Source organism: Bacillus sp. CGMCC 1.16541 (assembly GCF_003184905.1).
GTDB lineage: Bacteria > Bacillota > Bacilli > Bacillales > Bacillaceae_H > Priestia.
On record NZ_QFRU01000011.1, the window covers coordinates 40889 to 61668 of the forward strand.

Below are 20780 nucleotides of genomic sequence, written 5' to 3' on the forward strand. Positions count from 1 at the left end.
ATCATACCATAAATCTCAGTCGTTTGACTGCTTGTTGTAAATGAGAATTTATGGACACAATTACAGCTAGCCCTTCACTCTTTCTCACCATCGACACGTGCCAAAAGTCTGACTGATTATTATACCGAAAAAACGTAAAAAACACAAAATGAACGGTGTCATTTTGTGTTTGGTGTAAATTGCTGAAATGTAGTGTTCTGCGGAATTGGATAAACCCCTTTCCCAGTAATTTTATTAATAATATGCTGATTGCGCTGCACAGACAATCCTAAGTTTGTAGCCCCTGCTCCGTGAGAATGCTCTAAATTAGTCAGAGTAAACAGATGATTATTTCGCTCCTTTTTAAACGCAATGCGGTAATCTCTCGTTACTTTAAAGCGCTTCTCATCTTCCCATACAATTTCATCACGCATGTTGTCTAACCATTTAGGTACATACGGCTTGTACCCTGTTGCTAAAATCAGCTTATTCGTCTCCATTTCAAACGTTTGATCTGTTTGATGCTGATAGCACGACACCGAATACGTACCGTCTTTCACGGACTGCACACTTTTTACTTCTGTTGAAGCTTGAATCGTCACGGACAAGTCAGTTGTTGTCACCGAACGATGATACAACAGATCGTAAATTTGCTGCAATGTTGCCTTTTCGACACCATTTCGTAACGGTCTTAACGACTCTAACGTATTCATGCGTTCATCAAACGACAGAGAATGAAAATAGTTTACGTAATCCGGTGAAAACACTTCTTGTGCGATTTTTGATTCTTCGAGCTGTTGAAAATGAGGAGACCTCGTTAACCAATTCAACTGATACCCACAGCGATCTTGCTCTTTCAATAAATCATGAAACACTTCCGCTGCACTTTGCCCAGAGCCAACAACGGTAATCACGTTACCTCTCTTAACATCCTCTTTACGATTCAGGTATGAACTTGTATGTAAAAGGTCTTCATTTAAAGCCTCTTCTAACTTTTCTGGCACTAATGGAACACTTCCTGTTCCGAGAACAAGGTGCTTGGCATAAAATGTGGCCATCTCTTCGGTCTTCACATTCATCACGCTTACTTCATAATAAGCATCGTCTCCTTGATGATCCTTTACATCAACCACACGTTTCCCAAACTGACAAGACGTCAACTGCTTGGACACCCACTTTGCATATTCATTGTACTCTTGCCTTGGAATATCAAAGCGATTAAAGAAAAAGAATGAATACAATCGATTGTGTGTATGTGCATAATTTAAAAACGTATACGGACTTGTTGGATCCGCAAATGTCACTAAATCTGCAATAAACGGCACTTGCAAATCTGTTCCTTGAATGAGCATGCCAGGATGCCACTCGAAATAAGGATCTTTATCAAAAAACAACGCATCAATCTCATCTACTGGATCTAAAAGTGCCGCAAGCCCTAAATTAAACGGGCCAATGCCGATGCCAATCACATCATATCGTTTCTGCTTCACCTTACCACTTCCTTCTTTCCATAAGTTGCTCTTAGTTTAAACGAAGCACCTCTAGAACATGCCCCGCCATACAAAAAGAGCTAACAACGTAATCGTTATTAGCTCTTTACCCCTTTTTCATTCTATTTAATCAAATCATATACCCCAAACAACACACCTCTCCGAACACACCCACAAAGATCTCCTAAAGGTTATGACGCCAACCCCGCAAGGGGGGCGTCATAACCTTAGGTCTAAACAGCGAGACATAACAGCCCTTCCGTTATGTCCAGCTGTTTAGATCAATCCACCTTGTTTTGGTCCGAAAAACTCATAATGAACGCTCTCATCTTGTACACCTAACTCCTTTAATGTGTGTAAAATGGACTTCATAAACCCTTCTGATCCGCACACATAATAAAGCGCATCTCTTTGTTCAATCCATTGACTTAATACGTCTTGAGCAATTCGGCCTTCAAGATCAAACTCGTTGCGTTCGTAATCTGAAATTGTTGGTTGACTGTACGCCACATACGAGCGAATGTTGCTCTTTAAGGCTTCTACGTCACTCTTTAATGCGAAATGTGCACTGTTTTTCACCGCATGAATGTGTGTAATTGATGAAGCAGACTTATCCTTCACAAGTTGTTTCATCATACTCACAACCGGTGTAATTCCTACACCTGCGGTAATAAACACAACTGGCTTTTCACCGTTCGCTTCATACACAAAATCACCCGCTGGCGCACTTAACGGTAAAATGTCGCCTTCTTTCACTTGCTCATGTAAGTACGTCGATACAACACCCTCTTCTACACCTGTTTCTCGCTTTACTGTTATGCGATAATAATTCTTTCCTGGCGCATCAGATAAACTATACTGACGAATATGCGTATATGTTTCATGTGGAACACTTAGCTTCACACTCACATATTGTCCTGGCGCAAATGTCGCAAGCGGTTGATGATCACTTGGCTTCAAATAGTAAGACGTAATTTCAGACGTTTCTTTTACTACTTGATCTACATAGAAATCTCGATAACCTTCCCATCCACCTGTTTGATGCTCTGCTTCTTCGTACATGTCTTTTTCGACTTGAATGAACACATCAGCAATGACACCGTATGCTTCTCCCCACGCTTGGATGATGTCATCTGTCGCTGCGTCTTGTAACACATCTTTAATTGCACGAAGTAAGTATTCACCCACAATTGGGTAATGCTCCGCTTTGACACCGATACTGCGGTGCTTATGTCCGATTTGCTTCACCACCGGAAGCAATGTTTCTAATCGATCAATGTGTAATGCCGCTGCATACACTGTATTGGCAAGTGCTGTTTGTTGGCGTCCTGCTTTTTGATTCGTTTGGTTAAAAATATTCAAAAGCGCTGGGTGATCACGAAATAATGTTTCATAAAAGCGCATTGTAATGTCTTTTCCGTGTACTTGTAAAACGGGTGCTGTACTTTTCACAATTTGAATCGTTTGTTCACTTAACATAGCTTTTTCCCCCATCCACTTCAAAAGATGTATTTTAGATACACCTTTATTATATAAAGAAGAAAGAAAAAAGATATATTTTGTATACATCTTTTAAAAAGTTGTCACAATTACCTTGTTTTACTAAGTCCCTTCAAAGTTAGATGAAAAATCTATTTATTACCAGTTTCTTTACATTTGAGTCAGAAGCGTTCCAATTTAGCACTTTATCGTGCTATCATAAAGATATTGTTAATAAGAAAGAAGGTTTTCTTATGAGGTTGACGCAATACACAGACTACTCCTTGCGAGTATTACTATATTTAGCCACATACAAGCCCGATGAATTAAGTAATATAAAAGAAATTGCAGATGCATATAACATCTCGAAAAATCACCTAATGAAAGTCATTCATGAACTAGGAAAGCTCGGTTTAATTGAAACGATAAGAGGTCGAAACGGTGGCATTCGTTTAGCTAAATCTCCTTCTGACATTAACATTGGTGCCGTCGTGCGAAAAACAGAAGAAGACTTTCATATTGTTGAATGTTTTAACCGAGAAGGAAATCAATGCATTTTGTCTCCTTCATGTAAGCTAAAGAACGTATTACATGAGGCCCTACAAGCATTTATCCACGTTCTTGATCAATACACGTTAGCCGACCTGATTCAAAACCAAGACGAACTTGCCTTTTTATTTTCATCAAATCGTTCATCTGACACATAATCTTTTCACTCGAGGGTGGGACATAAAGAAATGATTTCTTTCCAAAAACGAACAATGCCGTTTCTATCATCGTTAAGTTACAACAACAAGTTCGTTCCATTTCGCTCTAGCCACTCGCTTTCCGCGGCGAGGAACCTGAGCCTCCTCGTTCCTGTTGAGTCTCAGCCTTTCCTCTATTTCCCACAGGAGTCGAGTGTCCTACGCTCCATTCCACTATTTTTTTAAACTTGTTTTTAATCAAAAAACATCCTAACTATAAATAGAATATAACTATAAATGGTTCGGATGTCTTATCGACTGAAACACTTATGTCCCAGCCGCTTTTTCATTTAAAGCTTCTTTCGTATGTATCAGTTTTTCTTCCTAACTAATGAGAAGTGAGTGATTTTCGTTTCAGGTTGCTTCCTTTCAGCAAACAAATAAACCTTCTAGAAAACGACTCAAACAAAAAAAAACGAGCTTACGTTGTATGCAGCTCGTCTAAAATGTGAAGCGATTTAATTTTCATTTTCGTTTCATCCGTTCCAAGATCATAAAGAACGGTGAATAAGTTGGTGATAAGCTGATGTTGTTTTTCTCTTCGCTCGATTCCTTCACTTTCTTTCAACGGTTTTAATAAAATCGGCGTAAACTCATACTCTAGCTCTCGTAATTCTGTAAAAATGTGTTGCAGATCATAATGTTCTCTCGTCGTTGCATTAATTTCATAATAGTTCACTTGATCATCAAATGGCTTCTTATGAATAACCCCTGTCTCAACCGCTACATAATAACGCTCTTTCATCACCATCTCTCCCTTCTTTGTACACCTATTCCCTTCTTGAAAATCTTGTAAACCATTTCCTAAAAACCAAAGAAAGAATTGATAACAACTTTTTTCGAATCGCCCCTTTTTTCAGCATTTCTCAGATGTTACAATGAACGCCCAAGGAAAGACAGACGTCTTCCATTTGAGCAAAGAATGAACCTCATTCGATTCCTAGAAATAAGAAAAGAAAGGGTGTTTAGCATGCACGCTGGAAGCAAAGGTTGGTACGTACAAGAGTTAAAAAAACGAGGTGTTCGTCGCTACGAAGACCGAAAAGTAGAAAGCTACAAAACTCACATCTTAGCCAACTTATTAGATAAACATAGAAAATAAGTGAAAAGCCCTGTTACTTTTCGTCAAAAGTAACAGGGCTTTTATGTATTCTTACCGTTTATGTGTCATATCCCACACCTCTTGCAACACAGGCATTTTCTTTTTCTCTTCTTCCGTTACATGCTCCCACAGAATGCCTGTTGGCTTTTCATACGGTGTGTGCGTTTCAATTAATCCTTCCTCAGTCGCGATCCAATCGACTGTTAAATCATACGCATCACGCGGTAAGTCATCATCTACGACTTGTGTGCTATGCACCGATGTAATAACAGGCACAGGGCGATTACCAAGCTCTCGAATAATCGCATATTCTCGGTCAGCATAACCTTCTCCTTTTCCAATACGTCTTCCATCACGATGCATCGCCACCGAACCGACGACAATCAAATCGATTTGCGGCATTTCCTCTAAAGACAACACCGTCCCATACGAATTCATATGCTTCAAGCTCGCTGCTTTTCGTTCTTCTCCTTTTGGCACCCATTCTGGTTTAATTTGAACAAACCCATTTTTTAACCGTGGTGTGGGAATCAACAACACCTTCCCATCCCGCAACACTTGCGCTCGCAACGGTAATTGCGGTGCATCCGGATTCACTTTCACAACATTCGCTTGCTTATATACATCCATCTCAACAATATATTTGGCGGCTTGTTCCGCTCCTTTAAAATTTGGAATTCGGTTATGAAGCGGAAATGGAAACCGTCCGAGTTTGTTTTCGACAAGTGCATCCCACACGCGATGTCGAATTTGATCTTTTGAATTCATCTTACTCACCTCTTTTGTCTGTATGTCCTTACTAAAATACCTTGCCCAAAGACGGTGCTAAACGTCAAAGGCAAGGTATATAAATCATCTGCTAGTTCTGATTCTCAAATGGCTGGTCCTGATAAAAATAATTTGGCGTTACAATCTCATTTCGATACGACTTATGAAAAATGTGCGTCGTCGCGGGTGAAACAGGTGGGATGAGCCACGTCCAGTCACCTGTGACATCGCGGCCACTTTGTTGTTCACGCTGTTCAAACAACTTAAATTGTTGAGCGGCTGTATGATGATCGACAATACTAACTCCTTTTTCTTTAAACGATTGTAAAACCGCAATGTTTAGCTCAATCAGCGCTTTATCTTTCCATAACGTTGCATTTGAGCTCATATTCAGCCCCATCATGTCTGCAACTTTTGGCAGTAAATTATAACGATACTCATCTGCTAAATTACGCGCGCCAATTTCCGTTTCCATGTACCATCCGTTAAACGGAGCCGCCACATAGTCGATGCCGCCAATTTCAAGACGCATATCTGAAATGATTGGCACCCCATACCACTTAATACCAAGCTCATTAAACGCCGCAAGCTCTGGATGCTGAATCGGTACTTCTATCACCACGTCTTTTGGAATCTCATACCACTTTGGCTGTTGATTGTTCACTTGAATCACAAGCGGAAGCAAATCAAAATGAGTACCTTCTCCTTGCCAGCCAAGTTCCTCACATACTTTCGTAAACGCAAGTGATGCAGGATCTCCTATTATGCCATATTCTGTTTCGTATCCAGCATAACGAAGCAATTGATGATTCCAGATTCGTACTTGATCTTGTTCGTTCACCTTTGGTTGAAACACCGTAATCGTTGGGCGAATCTTTCCGTTGTTTGTGGCATAGTCAATATGCTCCACTAACGCGTGAAAAATGGCTTTCTCATCTTGCAGTGACCGCGCATCGATAACCTGAAGCGACTGCCAAAACAAACGACCAATGCATTTATTACTATTTCGCCATGCTAACCGCGCCCCATGCTCAATCTCTTCAAACGTATGCGTATATGTCCCATGTACGTTAATTTCTTCTTTTATATCAGCTAATCTTGCTTGAATTTGCTCACTCGTCTTTCCAAACTCTTCATAGCAAATGGTTATAAAATGCTCTGCCTCTTCATAAAGCAGACGTTGTTCACTCACGACGATTTCCTCCTAGCTAAAACATCACTTCGTAAAAAGAGAGAACGCATACTTGCTTAAACTCTCTCAAACCTCGAAAGAATCTGACATGATAGCACTCACACTCTTTCAGTTCATCTATTTAAGTATAACATTCTGCTTATACGAAACACGCACCGATCCTTTTCAATTTCATGAACCTTTTTAGTATCCTCTTTGCACATTTACTTTATTAGAAAGAGGTTGTCCTTTTTCAATTCGCTCTAACGTATCAACGAAACAAGCAACCGCTTCTTCTGGCGTTGTCACTGCTGAAATATGCGGCGTCACAGCCACATTCGGATGATTCCACAACCACAAATCTTTTGGCAAAGGCTCCTCTTCAAACACATCAAGCACCGCTTGACGAACAAATCCTGTCTCAAGCGCTTTTCGTAATGCTTCTAGCTCTACAGTGCCACCTCGCCCTACATTCATAAAACAAGCAGACCGCAACTGACTAAAAAATGCTTCATTAAATATCTTGTTTGTTTCTGACGTCAATGGAAGTGTACTAATGATCCAGTTCGCTTCATTTACCACTTCGTTCTCATTAGAACGAGACACCACTTGTTTAAATCCATCTTTTTGAGCCCCACTTGCTGACACTCCATAGACGGTGACGCCTAACTGTGATAACACCCGTCCGATGTGCGACCCAATCTCACCGGTTCCGTAAATCACAACCGTTTGAGTCGACAACATAACAGGTGCAAGTGAATGCCACTCCTTTTGTTTTTGCTGCTTCGCATAGACATCATGCTGTTGCACATCCCTCAATACATAACTTAAGCAATATTCGCTCATTCGCTGACCAAATGAACAAATCGTTCGCGTTAATAACACTTCTTCATCCCACGTTCCCCTTCTTAAAAAGGAATCTACGCCGGCACCTAACGAGTGCACCCATTTTACACCTTTATAATTACTCATCTGTTCAGTTGGTCCAAAACTTACATAAGCATCTGCCCACTGCACATCTTCTTTCCCTATTTCATCTTCTGCAAGAAACCGAAATTCTTGATGAAGTGACTTCTGTTCCACGATGTGTTCAATTTCTTTATATAATCGTCCCGTCACTAAAATACGTTCAATGTTCATGCTCCCATCTCCCTTTTACGTTCTACCTTTCTCTCATTATGAAGGAAAGAAAATCATTGTTCTAGCATATAAGTGTACAAAAGGGAGGCGATACTATGTTAACACTTTGGCTTGCCACACTATCATTAGTCTTGCTTTTATTATTGCTCGGAGGTGTATTCCTTCACTTTGTCCGCAACGCGTTACACAGTGAAGACTCGACCCGGATCGATCCATTACCTGAAAAGAACCAATCCGCTACTACCCTTGCCAGCGACGAATAATGGACACAAAAAGCGTATGCCCACAATCGTGAACATACGCTTTTTTTAATTTACAGATAGTTGTAAAGACGGTTGCACAAGAAACCGATTAACAGCTTCCATTAAATTCGATAGATACTCGATTTCTACATCCATCTCAATTTGATTTAACGTCACAGCATGTTTAGGTGTTAAACCTGAAAGATAAGGAGTTACACCCATCAGCTTAAAGTCAGCAATTAATTTAACAAACACCTTAATGCCTTCTTCGTCTAGCGACCCAATTGCTTGAAAGTCGATGATGACGCGCTCAACGTCTTCATTGTCTATACTATTTAACAACTTGTTGCGATTACCTTCAATGAGTTCTTTTGTTAAATCACCAAATAACGGAATTAACACCGTATCCTTCGATAATAGAATCGCTGGACCTGACAGTAAAATAATTCGTTGTAGTGACTTTTCTAATTCCTCTTTTTTTAAAAGAAGAGCCATGTCCGTTTCCTCTAACCGCTGTCTATGCTCATTTACCTTTTTCATTAAGTTCTCAATATGTTGATCTTGTTCAATACAAAGAATGTGTCCAATCTCTGCTACCCAGTTCGTACATACTTTAAATAGGGCAAATGGTGACCGGTTTGTTTTCAAGACAAGCTCTGTTTCTAATTCTTCGCTTTGTAAAAGATGATTTTTAGCTTTTTCTTTACTTTCATCATCTACCAAATCTAAGAATTGACGTCCAATGTGAAATGTCTGTTTCGCACAATCTGAAACGTCTAGAATCTCAAAGGAAGAATTGATCTTGAAATAGGGAAGAGGTAAATATTTGTTAGTCGACAACCTTCTTTCCTCCCTTGTCATAGCTCAACCAATTACTTAGTTCTGTTAGAGACTGAATAACTTTTGTTTGGTTTTGGCTATAATTTGAAAAATCATAATGAGAGACTAATCTACCACCAATGACTATCATTGGTTTATGGTCTAACTGCTCCAATTCTATCACATATTCAGAAAGTTTGGTCGCATGATAGAGAATGCTAAACGATAAACCAATCACATCAGGCTTCCACTTTTTTGCCGCTGAAAGTGTATATTCAAGTGGAAGATTCGCTCCAAGAAGCTGTGTATCCCACCCATGCTCTTCAAACAAAAGCGAAACCATCTTGATTCCGAGGTAATGTTGTTCATCTTCAAGGCATAAAAACATGGCTTTTTTCACATGTTGTTTGTTTTGATCTTTCTGTTGAAGCATTTGATAACGAGAAAGCAAATAATCGCACGTCATCGTTGCTAAATGCTCATCCGCCACTTTTATTTCATTCGTTTCCCACAGCTCACCAATATACGTCATGGATGGCGCAATCAGCTCCTGAAACAGCGTTACACTACTCATACCTTTACGATGTTCTTCTAAAATTAGCTTCCACGCACGATCCTCATCTCCTTGTAAAAGAAGATTCGCTAGCTTTTCAACATGTAAATACAAAGAAACACCTCTTTAGAACGAAAAGTATGTATGAAACTCTTCTAGAGCGAGCAAAACCACTCGCCCTAGAAAGGATGTTTTATACCGTTTCGGCCATCTTAATTTGATAGAATGCTTGATTTAAATCTTCCCATATATCTTCCCACGCTTCAAGTCCAACAGATAACCGAATCAATTGATCCGTAATCCCCATCCGTTCTCGCACATCAGCAGGAATGACCGAATGAGTCATCGTCGCAGGGTGCTGAATCAACGTTTCTGCATCACCAAGGCTCACCGCAATTTTCACCATTCGTAAAGCATTTAGAAAATTCTGAGCATCTTGTTTTGTGCCGTTTATTTCAAATGAAATCAATCCGCCACCGTGTTTCATTTGTTTTCTCGTAATCTCATAATCAGCGTGTTCTTTATCTCCTGGATAGTAAACAGCTTTTACTTTCGGATGTTCTTTTAACGCTTGATAAAGTTGCATCGCATTTGCGCAATGACGATCCATCCTGACAGGTAGCGTTTTAATTCCTCGCAACAACAACCACGCATCAAATGGAGAAATAATACCACCAATGTCTTTTTGAGTGGTCATCGCCACTTCATGCATGAGTGCAGCCGTTCCAACAGCTAAGCCTGCCACTACATCTCCATGACCACAAATGTATTTCGTTGCACTATGCACAACCACATCGCATCCTAATGTAAGTGGTTGCTGCAGATAAGGAGAGGAAAAGGTATTATCGACGACGACTTTTATGTTGTACTCTTTTGCGACTCGCACCACCATCTCAAGGTCAATCATTTTCATGGTCGGATTAATGGGCGTTTCGACATAAATACAGACCGTTTCAGGAAGAATGGCCTGGCGAATTTGTTCTTCATTTTGCATCGCACAAAATTCATGAGAAATGTTGTACTTTTCATTCATTAATTTTAATAATCCAAACGTACATCCATATAATCCAGGTGAACAAATTAAATGATCATTCGCTTTCGTTAAAGCAAGCAAAACCGCCGATACAGCAGCCATCCCAGAGCTAAAGGCTAAGCCAACCTCTCCTCCTTCTAACGTCGCGATCGTCTCTTCTAATACCGTAACTGTTGGATTTCCAAGTCTTGAATAAATATACCCGTTCTCTTCCCCTGCAAACCGCTTTTCCCCTTGTTCTGCGGTATCAAATGTAAACGTAGACGTTTGAAAAATAGGAACCGTTAAACTTCCCAAATGCTCCTTTGAATCATATCCCCCGTGAATGACTGATGTTTCAAACCGTTTTTTCATTTCTTCTCCCCCTTAACATAAACGACCCTCACCTTCTATATTATGTGAGCACAACGCCTTTTGAAAGCGTTTTCTTTTTAGATATAAAAAAGACGCTCATCATTAGCGCCTTTTACTTACTAACTTCATCACTACTGCTTCTCCATCAATGACGAGGCTATCAAATTGGTTATACACCTCTGTTTTCACCTTCATAATCCGTTTCGCCTCTTTCTTTTCTAACACTGTCACTTTCGCCGTAATGGTGTCACCTATTTTAACCGGTGCCTTAAATGAAAAAGTTTGTGACAGATAAATGGATTCTGGCCCTGGTAACTTCATCCCAAGCACAGTCGAAATAAAACTTCCTGTCAGCAATCCATGAGCAATTCGCTCTTTAAACATCGTCTGCTCTGCATACTCCGCATCCACATGGACCGGATTAAAGTCACCCGTTATACCTGCAAACTGATAAATATCACTCTCACTAATCGTCTTTGAAAATGAAGCGCAATCTCCTACTTGAATATCCTCATATCGCACATGATTTCCTCCTTCTTCCTTCCCTACCATATATATCGCTTGACTGTTCCAATTATTCTCTTCTACATAGGTCTAGAAATTAGTTTAAAAGTCCAAGAAACTCATATATAATCGAGTTTGTGAAACCATTTGTCGCATAACGTTGTACGTTTTAAATAAATTTCAAGGATGTGTAAACATGAGTGTGTTAACAGTCAAAAACTTAAGCCATGGCTTCGGTGACCGCGCCATTTTTAACGACGTTTCATTCCGTCTCTTAAAAGGTGAGCACATCGGATTAATTGGAGCAAACGGTGAAGGTAAATCAACCTTTATGAATATTATTACAGGTAAGTTAGAACCTGACGCTGGAAAAGTAGAATGGGCCAAAAAAGTACGTGTTGGTTACCTTGATCAGCACACAGTACTTGAAAAAGGCATGACCATTCGCGACGTGTTAAAAAGTGCGTTTCAGTACTTATTTGACATGGAAGCAGAAATGAACGAGATTTATGAAAAAATGGGTGAAGCCACACCTGAAGAACTTGAACAATTACTTGAAGAAGTGGGTGTCCTTCAAGATAGCTTAACAAACAATGATTTCTATATTATTGATGCGAAAGTAGAAGAAATTGCACGTGGACTTGGCCTTGAAGACATCGGTCTTGAACGTGATGTACACGATTTAAGTGGTGGTCAGCGTACAAAAGTCTTACTCGCAAAGCTCTTACTTGAAAAGCCAGACATTTTACTACTTGATGAGCCAACCAACTATCTAGATGAGCAGCATATTACGTGGTTAAAGCGTTATTTACAAGAATACGAAAATGCCTTTGTGTTAATTTCGCATGATATCCCATTCTTAAATAGCGTCATCAACTTAATTTATCATATGGAAAACCAAGAGCTAAATCGTTACGTTGGAGACTATGATGACTTTATGAAAGTCTATGAAATGAAAAAGCAACAACTAGAATCTGCTTATAAAAAGCAACAGCAAGAAATTGCTGACTTAAAAGACTTCGTTGCTCGCAACAAAGCGCGTGTTTCAACCCGAAACATGGCCATGTCTCGTCAAAAGAAACTCGATAAAATGGATATGATTGAGCTTGCGCATGAAAAGCCAAAGCCAGAATTCAACTTCAAAGAAGCTCGAACGTCTAGTAAGTTAATTTTCGAAACAAAAGACTTGGTCATTGGATACGATGAGCCACTATCAAAACCGTTAAACTTACGCATGGAACGCGGTCAAAAAATTGCGTTAATGGGCGCAAACGGAATCGGAAAGACGACTCTTTTAAAAAGTATCCTTGGTGAAATTAGCCCCCTCTCTGGTTCTGTTGAAAAAGGTGATTACCAAGAAATCGGCTACTTCGAGCAAGAAATTAAAAATGCCAACTACAACACATGTATTGATGAAGTATGGAATGAGTTTCCATCATTCACGCAATACGAAGTGCGCGCAGCTCTTGCGAAATGTGGATTAACAACGAAACACATTGAAAGTAAAGTCGAAGTGTTAAGTGGTGGAGAAAAAGCAAAAGTACGCCTATGCAAACTCATCAACCGCGAAACAAACATTTTAGTACTCGATGAGCCGACGAACCACTTAGACGTCGATGCAAAAGACGAACTAAAACGTGCGTTAAAAGCATACAAAGGAAGCATCCTCATCATTTGTCACGAACCTGAATTTTATCAAGATGTGGTGACAGATGTTTGGAACTGCGAGTCATGGACAACTAAATTGTTTTAAATTGATATTAAATCAAGAGGGATGACGGAAGAGCCGTCATCCCTCTTGATTTAGACCTTTGAGGGAACTTTGTAGAATGACTGGATAACCGTTTGTATTGTTGACATAGCGATGGGAGATTACAGCTATTTGTCTTACGGTGGGTGGGACATAATGAAATAATTCCTTCTCAAAAACGAACAATGACGTTTCTATAATTGTTAGGTTGCAACAACAAGTTCATTCCATTGCGCTCCATTCCACTATTCTTTTAAACTTGTTTCTTTAATCAAAAAACATCTGAATTATCAAGAGTATATAACTCAAAATAGTTCGGATATCTTATCAACTGAAACACTTATGTACCAGTCTCTTTTTATGTGTTACTCGTTTTTCTATTCTAATTAAACTTCTTCATCATATTGACACTGGTAACTTCAAAGCCTAGTCGTTCGTAGAGTCGTTTTGCGCCTGTGTTGTGAGCGAAAACGTGTAAACCAAATGATTTTACACCTTTTTCTTTTAACCACTTCTCGGCTTCTTTTAACGCAGCTGTTCCAAATCCTTTTCCTTGCTTGTTTTCATCAATAAAGATATTGTACAAAAATGAACTGTGATTTTCTTCATTAATATAAAGCCATACGTTTCCAATAACCTGTTCTTGTCCTTCTACTAAAAACACATAATGACTGGGCGTATGAATTCCTTCTGAAAGTAGCTCCTCAATTTGCTTACTCCCTCTTTCAAACGCTTCTTCAAACGATATGTTGCGACTTTTTGCAACATTATGAGCGTAACGTACTTTTTCTTCTTCTAAAAATTGATTAAACTCCTTTTCATTTACTAACCGAAGTGTCACTTCACTCATCGAACCCCTCTTTTCTCTCAATAAAAATACTACTTTCCCTTATCATATTAGTTCTCCTACCCTACCACATAAGGAATTCGACAATACATTCAACTATCCTTGTCGAATTTTCTTGAATGATTATACGAATTAACTGTTTAAAAAATCTAAATATTTTGTATAATTTAAGAGAAAGCTAACAAAGGGGGAAAATGTATGCTAAGAGATGAACTTATTGCTCCAGATCTGTACAATCTTGTAAGTGAGGTAGAAAAATTCGCACAAGACCCGACAAAGCTAGCACTTCAATGGGAGAACGAAGAAGGAGAAAAGCAAGAGATTACATATGCTCACCTTCTCGAAAAAGCGAATCGTTTTGGAAGCGCTTTATTATCAAAAGGGTTAACAATTGGTGATAAAGTGTTAGTCATGATTCCTCGCTTAATTGATGCATATGCCGTTTATTTAGGCGCTTTAAAAGCGGGGCTTGTGGTCATTCCGAGCTCTGAGATGCTACGTACAAAAGATTTACAATATCGTGTGACACATGGGGATGTGAAGGGATTAGTTGTTTTTGCACCGTACGTAGAAGAATTCAAAGGCCTTAATGAGTACGATGAATTACAAAAATTTATCGTAGATGGTACACAAGATGAGTGGTATTCACTAGAAGAGGAAGCAGTCAAACAATCTGGTGAACTTCCACTAGCAGATACAAAGCGTGATAGTCATGCATTCCTTTCCTATACATCTGGTACAACAGGCAATCCAAAAGGTGTTGTACATACACATGGATGGGCATACGCACATTTACGCACTGCTGCTCAACACTGGCTCGCAATTAATGAAGGCGATAAAGTATGGGCAACAGCTGGACCTGGTTGGCAAAAGTGGATTTGGAGTCCGTTCTTATCGGTTTTAGGTAGCGGGGCGACTGGCTATGTTTATCAGGGTAAATTTGAACCAAAGAAATATTTACAACTTCTACAAGACTATCAAATAAACGTACTGTGTTGTACACCAACTGAATACCGCTTAATGGCGAAAGTAGATGGTCTTCACCACTATTCACTAACAGCTCTTCACAGCGCTGTTTCTGCAGGTGAGCCGTTAAACCGTGAAGTCATCGACACATTCCAAAAACACTTTAACGTGGAAGTGCGCGATGGCTACGGCCAAACGGAAAACACACTTCTTGTTGGTGTGTTAAAAGGAATGGAAATTAAGCCTGGATCAATGGGGAAACCAACACCAGGAAACCAAGTTGAAGTTATTAACGATGACGGCGACGTATGTCCAATTGGCGAAGTAGGTGATATTGCCGTTCACGTATCAACACCTGCTTTATTCAAAGAATACTATAAAGATGCCGAGCGTACAGCGATGCAGTTTAGAGGCGATTACTACATTACTGGTGACCGCGCTCGTAAAGATGAAGACGGCTATTTCTGGTTTGAAGGTCGACGTGATGATATTATCATTAGTTCTGGCTACACAATCGGGCCATTTGAAGTAGAAGATGCACTTGTGAAACATCCTTTCGTAAAAGAATGTGCAGTTGTCGCAAGCCCTGATGAAATTCGTGGTAGCATCGTCAAAGCGTTCGTCGTACTTCAAGATGACATCGACGAAAACGATGCGCAGTTAATTCCTACTTTACAAGAACACGTAAAAGAATTAACCGCTCCATACAAGTATCCACGTAAAATCGAATTCGTCAAAGATTTACCGAAAACAACATCAGGCAAGATTCGCCGCATCGAATTGCGCCAAAATGAACTCGCAAAAGCAAATGTATAAACTATTTGTCTATGAAACATAAAAGACATGTATAAACAATTAAAAAGGGGCAATACTATAAATGTATTCCCCCTTAGTTGAATGGGAGCTGATTCGGAGTCAGCTCCTTCTTTTTTTGTTCTATCTGTCCATTTTCTTTTGAACGAATGAGTAGTGGGTCATGGTTCTTTTCCGCTCTAGGTTGCTCGCTTTCCGCGGGGCGTGCGGTAAGCCTCCTATTTGTAAGCTCTTGTTTGGTCTCACCTGTCTCGGCTCCCGCAGGAGTCTCGCACCTTCTGCTCCAATGAACCACAAACAAGTTTCAACAATCTACTCTCTTTTAGAAAGGACGGTTTAGTCATACAATTCCCCGTCAATCCGGTCTAGCAGCAAGTCCTCTTCTCTCTTCCCGTATAAAACAAGTCGGTGCAACGGCCTTGTCATGGATACATATAGAAGCTTAATATCAATCTCATTGTCTTCATACACTTCATCTACTAAACAAATGATGACCGCATCAAACTCTAACCCTTTTGATAGATGCGAACTCACAATGACTACCGCTTCTTTATTAATCTCTTCATTTTCTTTTAACAGTTGAACATTTTTCGTTGAATAGCGCTTAAACCACTGTGCCATCTTCTTACATTCTCGATTTGTCTTATTAATAATCGCAATTGTTTGATGCCCTTCTTCATATAATTGTTCAATCGTACGTTCTAGCGATGCAATGGAATCGTTCGCCTCTTCACTCATTAGCTGAAACCTCGGTTTTAATCCGTGACGAACAACGGGTTCAACGGTCGGCAATTGTAAATTTAACAACTGCAACACACCATTCGCTGTATTCATAATTTCAACCGTCGTACGATAGCTTTTTTGTAGTGTTTTATACGTGGCTCTCGGTAAGATCTCGCGTTGCACAATCCTCCAATCTTGAATACCTCGATACGAATGAATACCTTGCGCTAAGTCACCAACAATTGTAAACATATCCGTCTGCAGCGTGCTTTTTAACGCATATAGTTGAAAATAACTATAATCTTGCGCTTCATCCACTACCACATTTTTTACTTGTAGCTCTTCTTTAATGCCATAAAGTTTCCCTTGCAAGTACAATAAAGGGGCTAAATCTTCTACTTCATACATCTTTTCTTCGTGCAGTTCCGTTTGATACTGACAAAAAAATGCGACTTGCTCATTCGTCAGTACGTCACCCGCGTACTTTTTCATAAGTTTTTCACTCGTCACAAGCTGCTTATAATAGTAGAACACATCATGATGAGGAAGCTTTTTTATGTAGGCGGTCACTGCTGTTTTCACACCGGATTGAATGTTCTTTAACGCTTCTTCCTTTTTATCTAACGCTTTCGACACATAAGCTTTCCGCTGAGGGGATTCATCATATTGAAACAGTGCTTTTTCAAGTTTTTGATCGTAAAAAGCAGTCACTCGCTTGATCATCTCTTTCTTTTCTGTGCGTACATAATTTTGAAGCACTCGCTTCACCTTATCAATCCGCTTGTAATAAGGTAAATACGCATATTCTTCACACAGCAAATGATGAATCTTCTTTGCTTTGTATAAACGAAAGTTCGCCACGAAAAAGTCGTCTTTCGGTAGCAATGTTTGTAAAACATCCTCTAAATAACGGTCAACCATATCACGGAACGGAAGTGATCCTTTAAACGAAGAAAGCCACTGCATTTGATTCGGATTTTCATACTCTTTATTTAAGAATGCCAGCAGCTTTTCATCTGAATGCTTTAGTTTCACAGGTTTACCTAAACACTTTTTCACATAATCAACAAACGTCGTCTGCAGAATATTGTCCACACCAAGCTCCGGCAACACGTCTGAAATGTAATCAATAAACAGACGGTTCGGTGCGAGTACCATGAGTTGCTGCGGAAGAAAGTGCTCGGCGTATGTATAAATAAAATATGAAATCCTGTGAAGTGCAATGGTCGTCTTTCCACTCCCTGCTGCTCCTTGCACGATAATTGGTTTGTTTAAATCTGCACGAATGATGCTGTTTTGTTCTTCTTGAATTGTCGACACAATATCGGTTAATCGGTTACTTGCATTACCAGATAGCGATTGCTGTAACAGTTCATCTGTTGTCGTGAGGTCTACATCGCGAATCTCTTCTAGCTGTCCATCTTCAATAATAAATTGACGCTTTAGTGAAAGATGACCCTTGTATTCATCGCCTTCTGCCTCATACGCTACATCACCTAATCGACCATCATAGTACAGATTCGCAATCGGAGAGCGCCAATCTACAATAATTGGCTTTTGTGTTTCTTTATCAAAAAGGGACACTTTCCCGAAATATAGTTCTTCTTTTTCACCTGTCTCATCACGACGAAAATCGATTCGCGCAAAATAGGGTTTGTTTCGAAATCTCTTTAACTTTTTCACTTCGTCACTCGTTCTTTTTAAAAGGTTTGAGTTCGTTAACATGTTCATGTAACTAAAACTACTATCTTTAAAATCAATGCCATCTAGTGCTTGTTTTAAATGTTGTTTAAACTGATCTTCACTTGACTCTGACGCTTGAATGACAATCTCCATGTACTGCTTCGCAAACGTTAACCATTCATTCTCTGTTTCATAATCTGGGTGTTTCATCGCAACCATCCCTTCACCCCTTCATAATCTAGACAGAAAAAAACATGAATGCGTAACCGTCATTCATGGCTCTTGCGTCTTTTGTTCATGTATATCTAGTATAGCCGATGTTCCTTTAAATGGAAAACAAATAAAGCGTTTAAGACGAAAAATAGAGGAAAAAAACGTACTATGAACTTATTTAAAAAAGTTTAATATAACGTGCAAACTTTTATCTTACATTATTTAAACCTGCTCACATGCCATCACTTTTAAACAGGAGGCGTCATCATGTTCAATGCAGAAGATTTACAAACATTTTTCTGGGGTTTCTTTCTTATTTTACCGATTGTCTCCCTGATCCACCAAACTGGACACATGGCTTTTGCTGCTTTATTCGGTGGAAACATCTCTCTCACACTAGGACGAGGTAGCACACTCGTTAAACTTGGTCCACTAGAAGTAAAAAAGATTTACTTTCTCGACTCATTTTGCAATTACTCTAACCTAAAGGTGAACACACGCTTTACCCATGCATGCATCTATGCAGGGGGCTCCATTTTTAACATGATGTCTGTATTCATTATCAACATGCTCATTATGCATGATATTCTAGCGCCGCATTTGTTTTTTTATCAGTTTGGCTATTTTTCCTTTTACTTTGCTTTCTTTTCGCTCTTACCTGTTCAATATTCTGACAAGCATATGAGCGATGGAAAAGCGATTTACACCGTGCTTCGTTACGGAAAGCCCTGTGATGTCGTTGAATAAGAAGTTTAACAAGGCCAATCGATAAATTCGACTGACCTTGTTTTTTTATGCCTTCACTAAGTAAGCTTGTTTCGGATGATTTGGCTGATCAGGATATTTCAACGACACTCTTCCTTCATCTAATAACTTCGCAAGATAATTGTTTCGTAAACCATCAGGCGTTCTCGCGACTAAATCCGCTAACTCTTTTAACATGAGTGGCTTTTGCTCACAAAGCCGCACTAAGATGTCTTCCATCATACTGGGCTTTAATCGCTTTTTCTCACGAGCCAATTGAGCAGTCTTCCAAAGTACCTCATCAACGGAGGAATGATCTTCTATTATGTCGGTTTTTAATGAATCCTTCTGTTTGTTTTCTTCTTCTAAATAACCCTTACTATTATAGGAGTTATGTTTTTTATTATCGGAGTTAACCTCATTATTATAGGAGTAATTCTGTTTTTTATAGGGATTTTCATCGTTATTATATAAGTTAACTTCATCAATAGCGGACTTAATTTGGTTATTATAGGACTTATTATTGTTGTTACTGGAGTAAACCTCATTATTATAGGAGTCTTCACTTTTATTAACGGAGTTCTGTTCGACATAAATCTCTGTCTTTTTTTGATTAAAATCGACAGTGTCGACATTATTTCCCATGTCTGTAATGGCGATTTCTTCGAGAGTGTCTTTCCAAAAACGATGGTGTTGTCCTTCTTGAGAAGACACGATAGGTAGCTCTAGTTGTGTACGTTGCATTTGTGAATCTTGAATAAGTTCCGGTTGAGTATCATGATTATGTGTATAAGTTGTGGATATTATTTTCAAACCAGAACCTGCACGCTTACAAAGATGAATAAAGCCGAACAATTTAAATAAAATAGGGTTTCGTAAGTTACTAATGGTCGCTTCAAATGCTTGATCGTGATTAATCCGTAAAAGACCTGGATTAGAGAAGCGATACGCTGCTGAGTTCTTTTCAATCACAACGCCACCTTCTCCATTGTAATCACAATGAACAATTGCATTCATAAGTGCTTCATGAAAAGAGGAAGCGATTGATCCATTCTCGTCCATTTGTTCACGTTCATGCGCCATGACACGAAAATAAAAATCATACACATTGCCAGACCACGTTCCATCTTGAGAAGTAAACCGCGTCGTCCACTCGTCTTGTTCGGAATCCGAACACTCTCGGTACTCTAAAAAGTATTGTGGTAACACTTCTGTAATCACTCTTTCTTCACTAAACATGAGTAATCCAGCCAGTGTTAGCCCTTCTTTACTAGTATTACGCACCTTCCCCCACGCCCCTATTTTATAAAGAAACTCTTTCGTCTCTAGTCCGTTCCAAGGGTGGTTAGGTTTATCCGCTGCAAATCGCCCACGGTAACTACTTACCGTTTCAAAATTAAGCTCATTTAACCCATAATGCTCTAATATTACATTGTCCTGTAATGCAGATGATACATCTATTTCGTATTTATCCAACGTAATCTCCCTCTACTATTATCAATCTTTTTATTATATAAAGCTTATTTTATCATTTTTTTGAACAGGTCTCTGCACGTTACACCGAAAAGACACAATGATAATTTATCCATTCCCTTTATTTTTATTTCAATATAACTTCTTTTCCACTCAATTCTTATTATTTAACTGTTTTAAGGCCTTCT

Annotated in this window: 19 protein-coding genes; 6 read left to right on the forward strand and 13 right to left on the reverse strand. The window is 39.3% G+C overall.

Annotated features, from left to right (window positions below; all coding sequences use genetic code 11):
• Positions 1–158: 158 nt before the first annotated feature.
• Together DIS06_RS12165 and hmpA are read right to left on the reverse strand one after the other, a co-directional pair.
• Positions 159–1469 carry a lysine N(6)-hydroxylase/L-ornithine N(5)-oxygenase family protein gene (locus DIS06_RS12165; protein WP_110113552.1) on the reverse strand — a complete coding sequence of 437 codons (1311 nt, stop codon included), beginning with the start codon at positions 1467–1469 and terminating at the stop codon, positions 159–161.
• 276 nt (positions 1470–1745) lie between these two features.
• Positions 1746–2948 (reverse strand): NO-inducible flavohemoprotein, encoded by a 1203-nt coding sequence (gene hmpA / locus DIS06_RS12170; RefSeq protein ID WP_110113553.1) that lies wholly within the window; start codon positions 2946–2948, stop codon positions 1746–1748.
• 254 nt (positions 2949–3202) lie between these two features.
• Between hmpA and DIS06_RS12175 the strand changes: the two genes are divergently transcribed.
• Positions 3203–3655: an RrF2 family transcriptional regulator gene (locus DIS06_RS12175; protein WP_110113554.1), complete on the forward strand. Its 453-nt coding sequence runs from the start codon at positions 3203–3205 to the stop codon at positions 3653–3655.
• A 460-nt stretch (positions 3656–4115) separates the two neighbouring features.
• Here DIS06_RS12175 and DIS06_RS12180 read toward each other — a convergent pair whose 3' ends face one another.
• Positions 4116–4439, reverse strand: a complete 324-nt coding sequence (locus DIS06_RS12180) for a hypothetical protein (protein WP_162595968.1) — start codon at positions 4437–4439, stop codon at positions 4116–4118.
• 225 nt (positions 4440–4664) lie between these two features.
• On the opposite strand from DIS06_RS12180, the gene DIS06_RS12185 reads away from it, so the two are divergent.
• Positions 4665–4796 (forward strand): YflJ family protein, encoded by a 132-nt coding sequence (locus DIS06_RS12185; RefSeq protein ID WP_110113556.1) that lies wholly within the window; start codon positions 4665–4667, stop codon positions 4794–4796.
• 51 nt (positions 4797–4847) lie between these two features.
• On the opposite strand, the gene DIS06_RS12190 is transcribed toward DIS06_RS12185, so the two are convergent.
• From DIS06_RS12190 to DIS06_RS12200, 3 genes are all read right to left on the reverse strand, one after another.
• Positions 4848–5564: a 5-formyltetrahydrofolate cyclo-ligase gene (locus DIS06_RS12190; RefSeq protein ID WP_110113557.1), complete on the reverse strand. Its 717-nt coding sequence runs from the start codon at positions 5562–5564 to the stop codon at positions 4848–4850.
• Positions 5565–5655: 91 nt separating this feature from the next.
• Positions 5656–6756, reverse strand: coding sequence for a nitric oxide synthase oxygenase (locus DIS06_RS12195; RefSeq protein WP_239422042.1), 1101 nt, complete (start codon positions 6754–6756; stop codon positions 5656–5658).
• A 183-nt stretch (positions 6757–6939) separates the two neighbouring features.
• Positions 6940–7875: a D-2-hydroxyacid dehydrogenase gene (locus DIS06_RS12200; RefSeq protein ID WP_110113558.1), complete on the reverse strand. Its 936-nt coding sequence runs from the start codon at positions 7873–7875 to the stop codon at positions 6940–6942.
• A 95-nt stretch (positions 7876–7970) separates the two neighbouring features.
• On the opposite strand from DIS06_RS12200, the gene DIS06_RS20405 reads away from it, so the two are divergent.
• Positions 7971–8138, forward strand: a complete 168-nt coding sequence (locus tag DIS06_RS20405; protein ID WP_204166796.1) for a hypothetical protein — start codon at positions 7971–7973, stop codon at positions 8136–8138.
• 45 nt (positions 8139–8183) lie between these two features.
• On the opposite strand, the gene DIS06_RS12205 is transcribed toward DIS06_RS20405, so the two are convergent.
• The 4 genes from DIS06_RS12205 to DIS06_RS12220 all read right to left on the reverse strand — a co-directional run bounded on the left by DIS06_RS12205 (position 8184) and on the right by DIS06_RS12220 (position 11398).
• On the reverse strand, positions 8184–8957 hold the full coding sequence (locus DIS06_RS12205) for an STAS domain-containing protein (protein WP_162595969.1): 774 nt from the start codon (positions 8955–8957) through the stop codon (positions 8184–8186).
• Positions 8947–9603: a cobalamin B12-binding domain-containing protein gene (locus DIS06_RS12210; protein WP_239422044.1), complete on the reverse strand. Its 657-nt coding sequence runs from the start codon at positions 9601–9603 to the stop codon at positions 8947–8949. Before DIS06_RS12210 ends, DIS06_RS12205 begins: the two co-directional genes overlap by 11 nt.
• A gap of 79 nt (positions 9604–9682) precedes the next feature.
• Complete coding sequence (gene megL / locus DIS06_RS12215) at positions 9683–10876, reverse strand: methionine gamma-lyase (protein WP_110113560.1); 1194 nt, start codon at positions 10874–10876, stop codon at positions 9683–9685.
• 102 nt (positions 10877–10978) lie between these two features.
• Positions 10979–11398, reverse strand: a complete 420-nt coding sequence (locus DIS06_RS12220; protein ID WP_239422046.1) for a MaoC family dehydratase — start codon at positions 11396–11398, stop codon at positions 10979–10981.
• A gap of 178 nt (positions 11399–11576) precedes the next feature.
• On the opposite strand from DIS06_RS12220, the gene abc-f reads away from it, so the two are divergent.
• Positions 11577–13133, forward strand: coding sequence for a ribosomal protection-like ABC-F family protein (gene abc-f, locus DIS06_RS12225; protein WP_110113562.1), 1557 nt, complete (start codon positions 11577–11579; stop codon positions 13131–13133).
• Between the two features lie 379 nt (positions 13134–13512).
• Here the strand turns inward: abc-f and DIS06_RS12230 are convergent, their stop codons facing one another.
• Positions 13513–13980 carry a GNAT family N-acetyltransferase gene (locus DIS06_RS12230; RefSeq protein WP_110113563.1) on the reverse strand — a complete coding sequence of 156 codons (468 nt, stop codon included), beginning with the start codon at positions 13978–13980 and terminating at the stop codon, positions 13513–13515.
• Between the two features lie 195 nt (positions 13981–14175).
• Between DIS06_RS12230 and mbcS the strand changes: the two genes are divergently transcribed.
• Entirely contained in the window at positions 14176–15759 is a 1584-nt protein-coding gene (gene mbcS / locus DIS06_RS12235) for an acyl-CoA synthetase MbcS (RefSeq protein WP_110113564.1), read from the forward strand.
• 333 nt (positions 15760–16092) lie between these two features.
• On the opposite strand, the gene helD is transcribed toward mbcS, so the two are convergent.
• Positions 16093–18381: an RNA polymerase recycling motor HelD gene (helD, locus tag DIS06_RS12245; RefSeq protein WP_110113566.1), complete on the reverse strand. Its 2289-nt coding sequence runs from the start codon at positions 18379–18381 to the stop codon at positions 16093–16095.
• A gap of 261 nt (positions 18382–18642) precedes the next feature.
• On the opposite strand from helD, the gene DIS06_RS12250 reads away from it, so the two are divergent.
• Positions 18643–19122: a hypothetical protein gene (locus DIS06_RS12250; protein WP_110113567.1), complete on the forward strand. Its 480-nt coding sequence runs from the start codon at positions 18643–18645 to the stop codon at positions 19120–19122.
• Between the two features lie 45 nt (positions 19123–19167).
• On the opposite strand, the gene DIS06_RS12255 is transcribed toward DIS06_RS12250, so the two are convergent.
• Positions 19168–20595 (reverse strand): ATP-binding protein, encoded by a 1428-nt coding sequence (locus tag DIS06_RS12255; RefSeq protein ID WP_110113568.1) that lies wholly within the window; start codon positions 20593–20595, stop codon positions 19168–19170.
• Between the last annotated feature and the right edge of the window lie 185 nt (positions 20596–20780).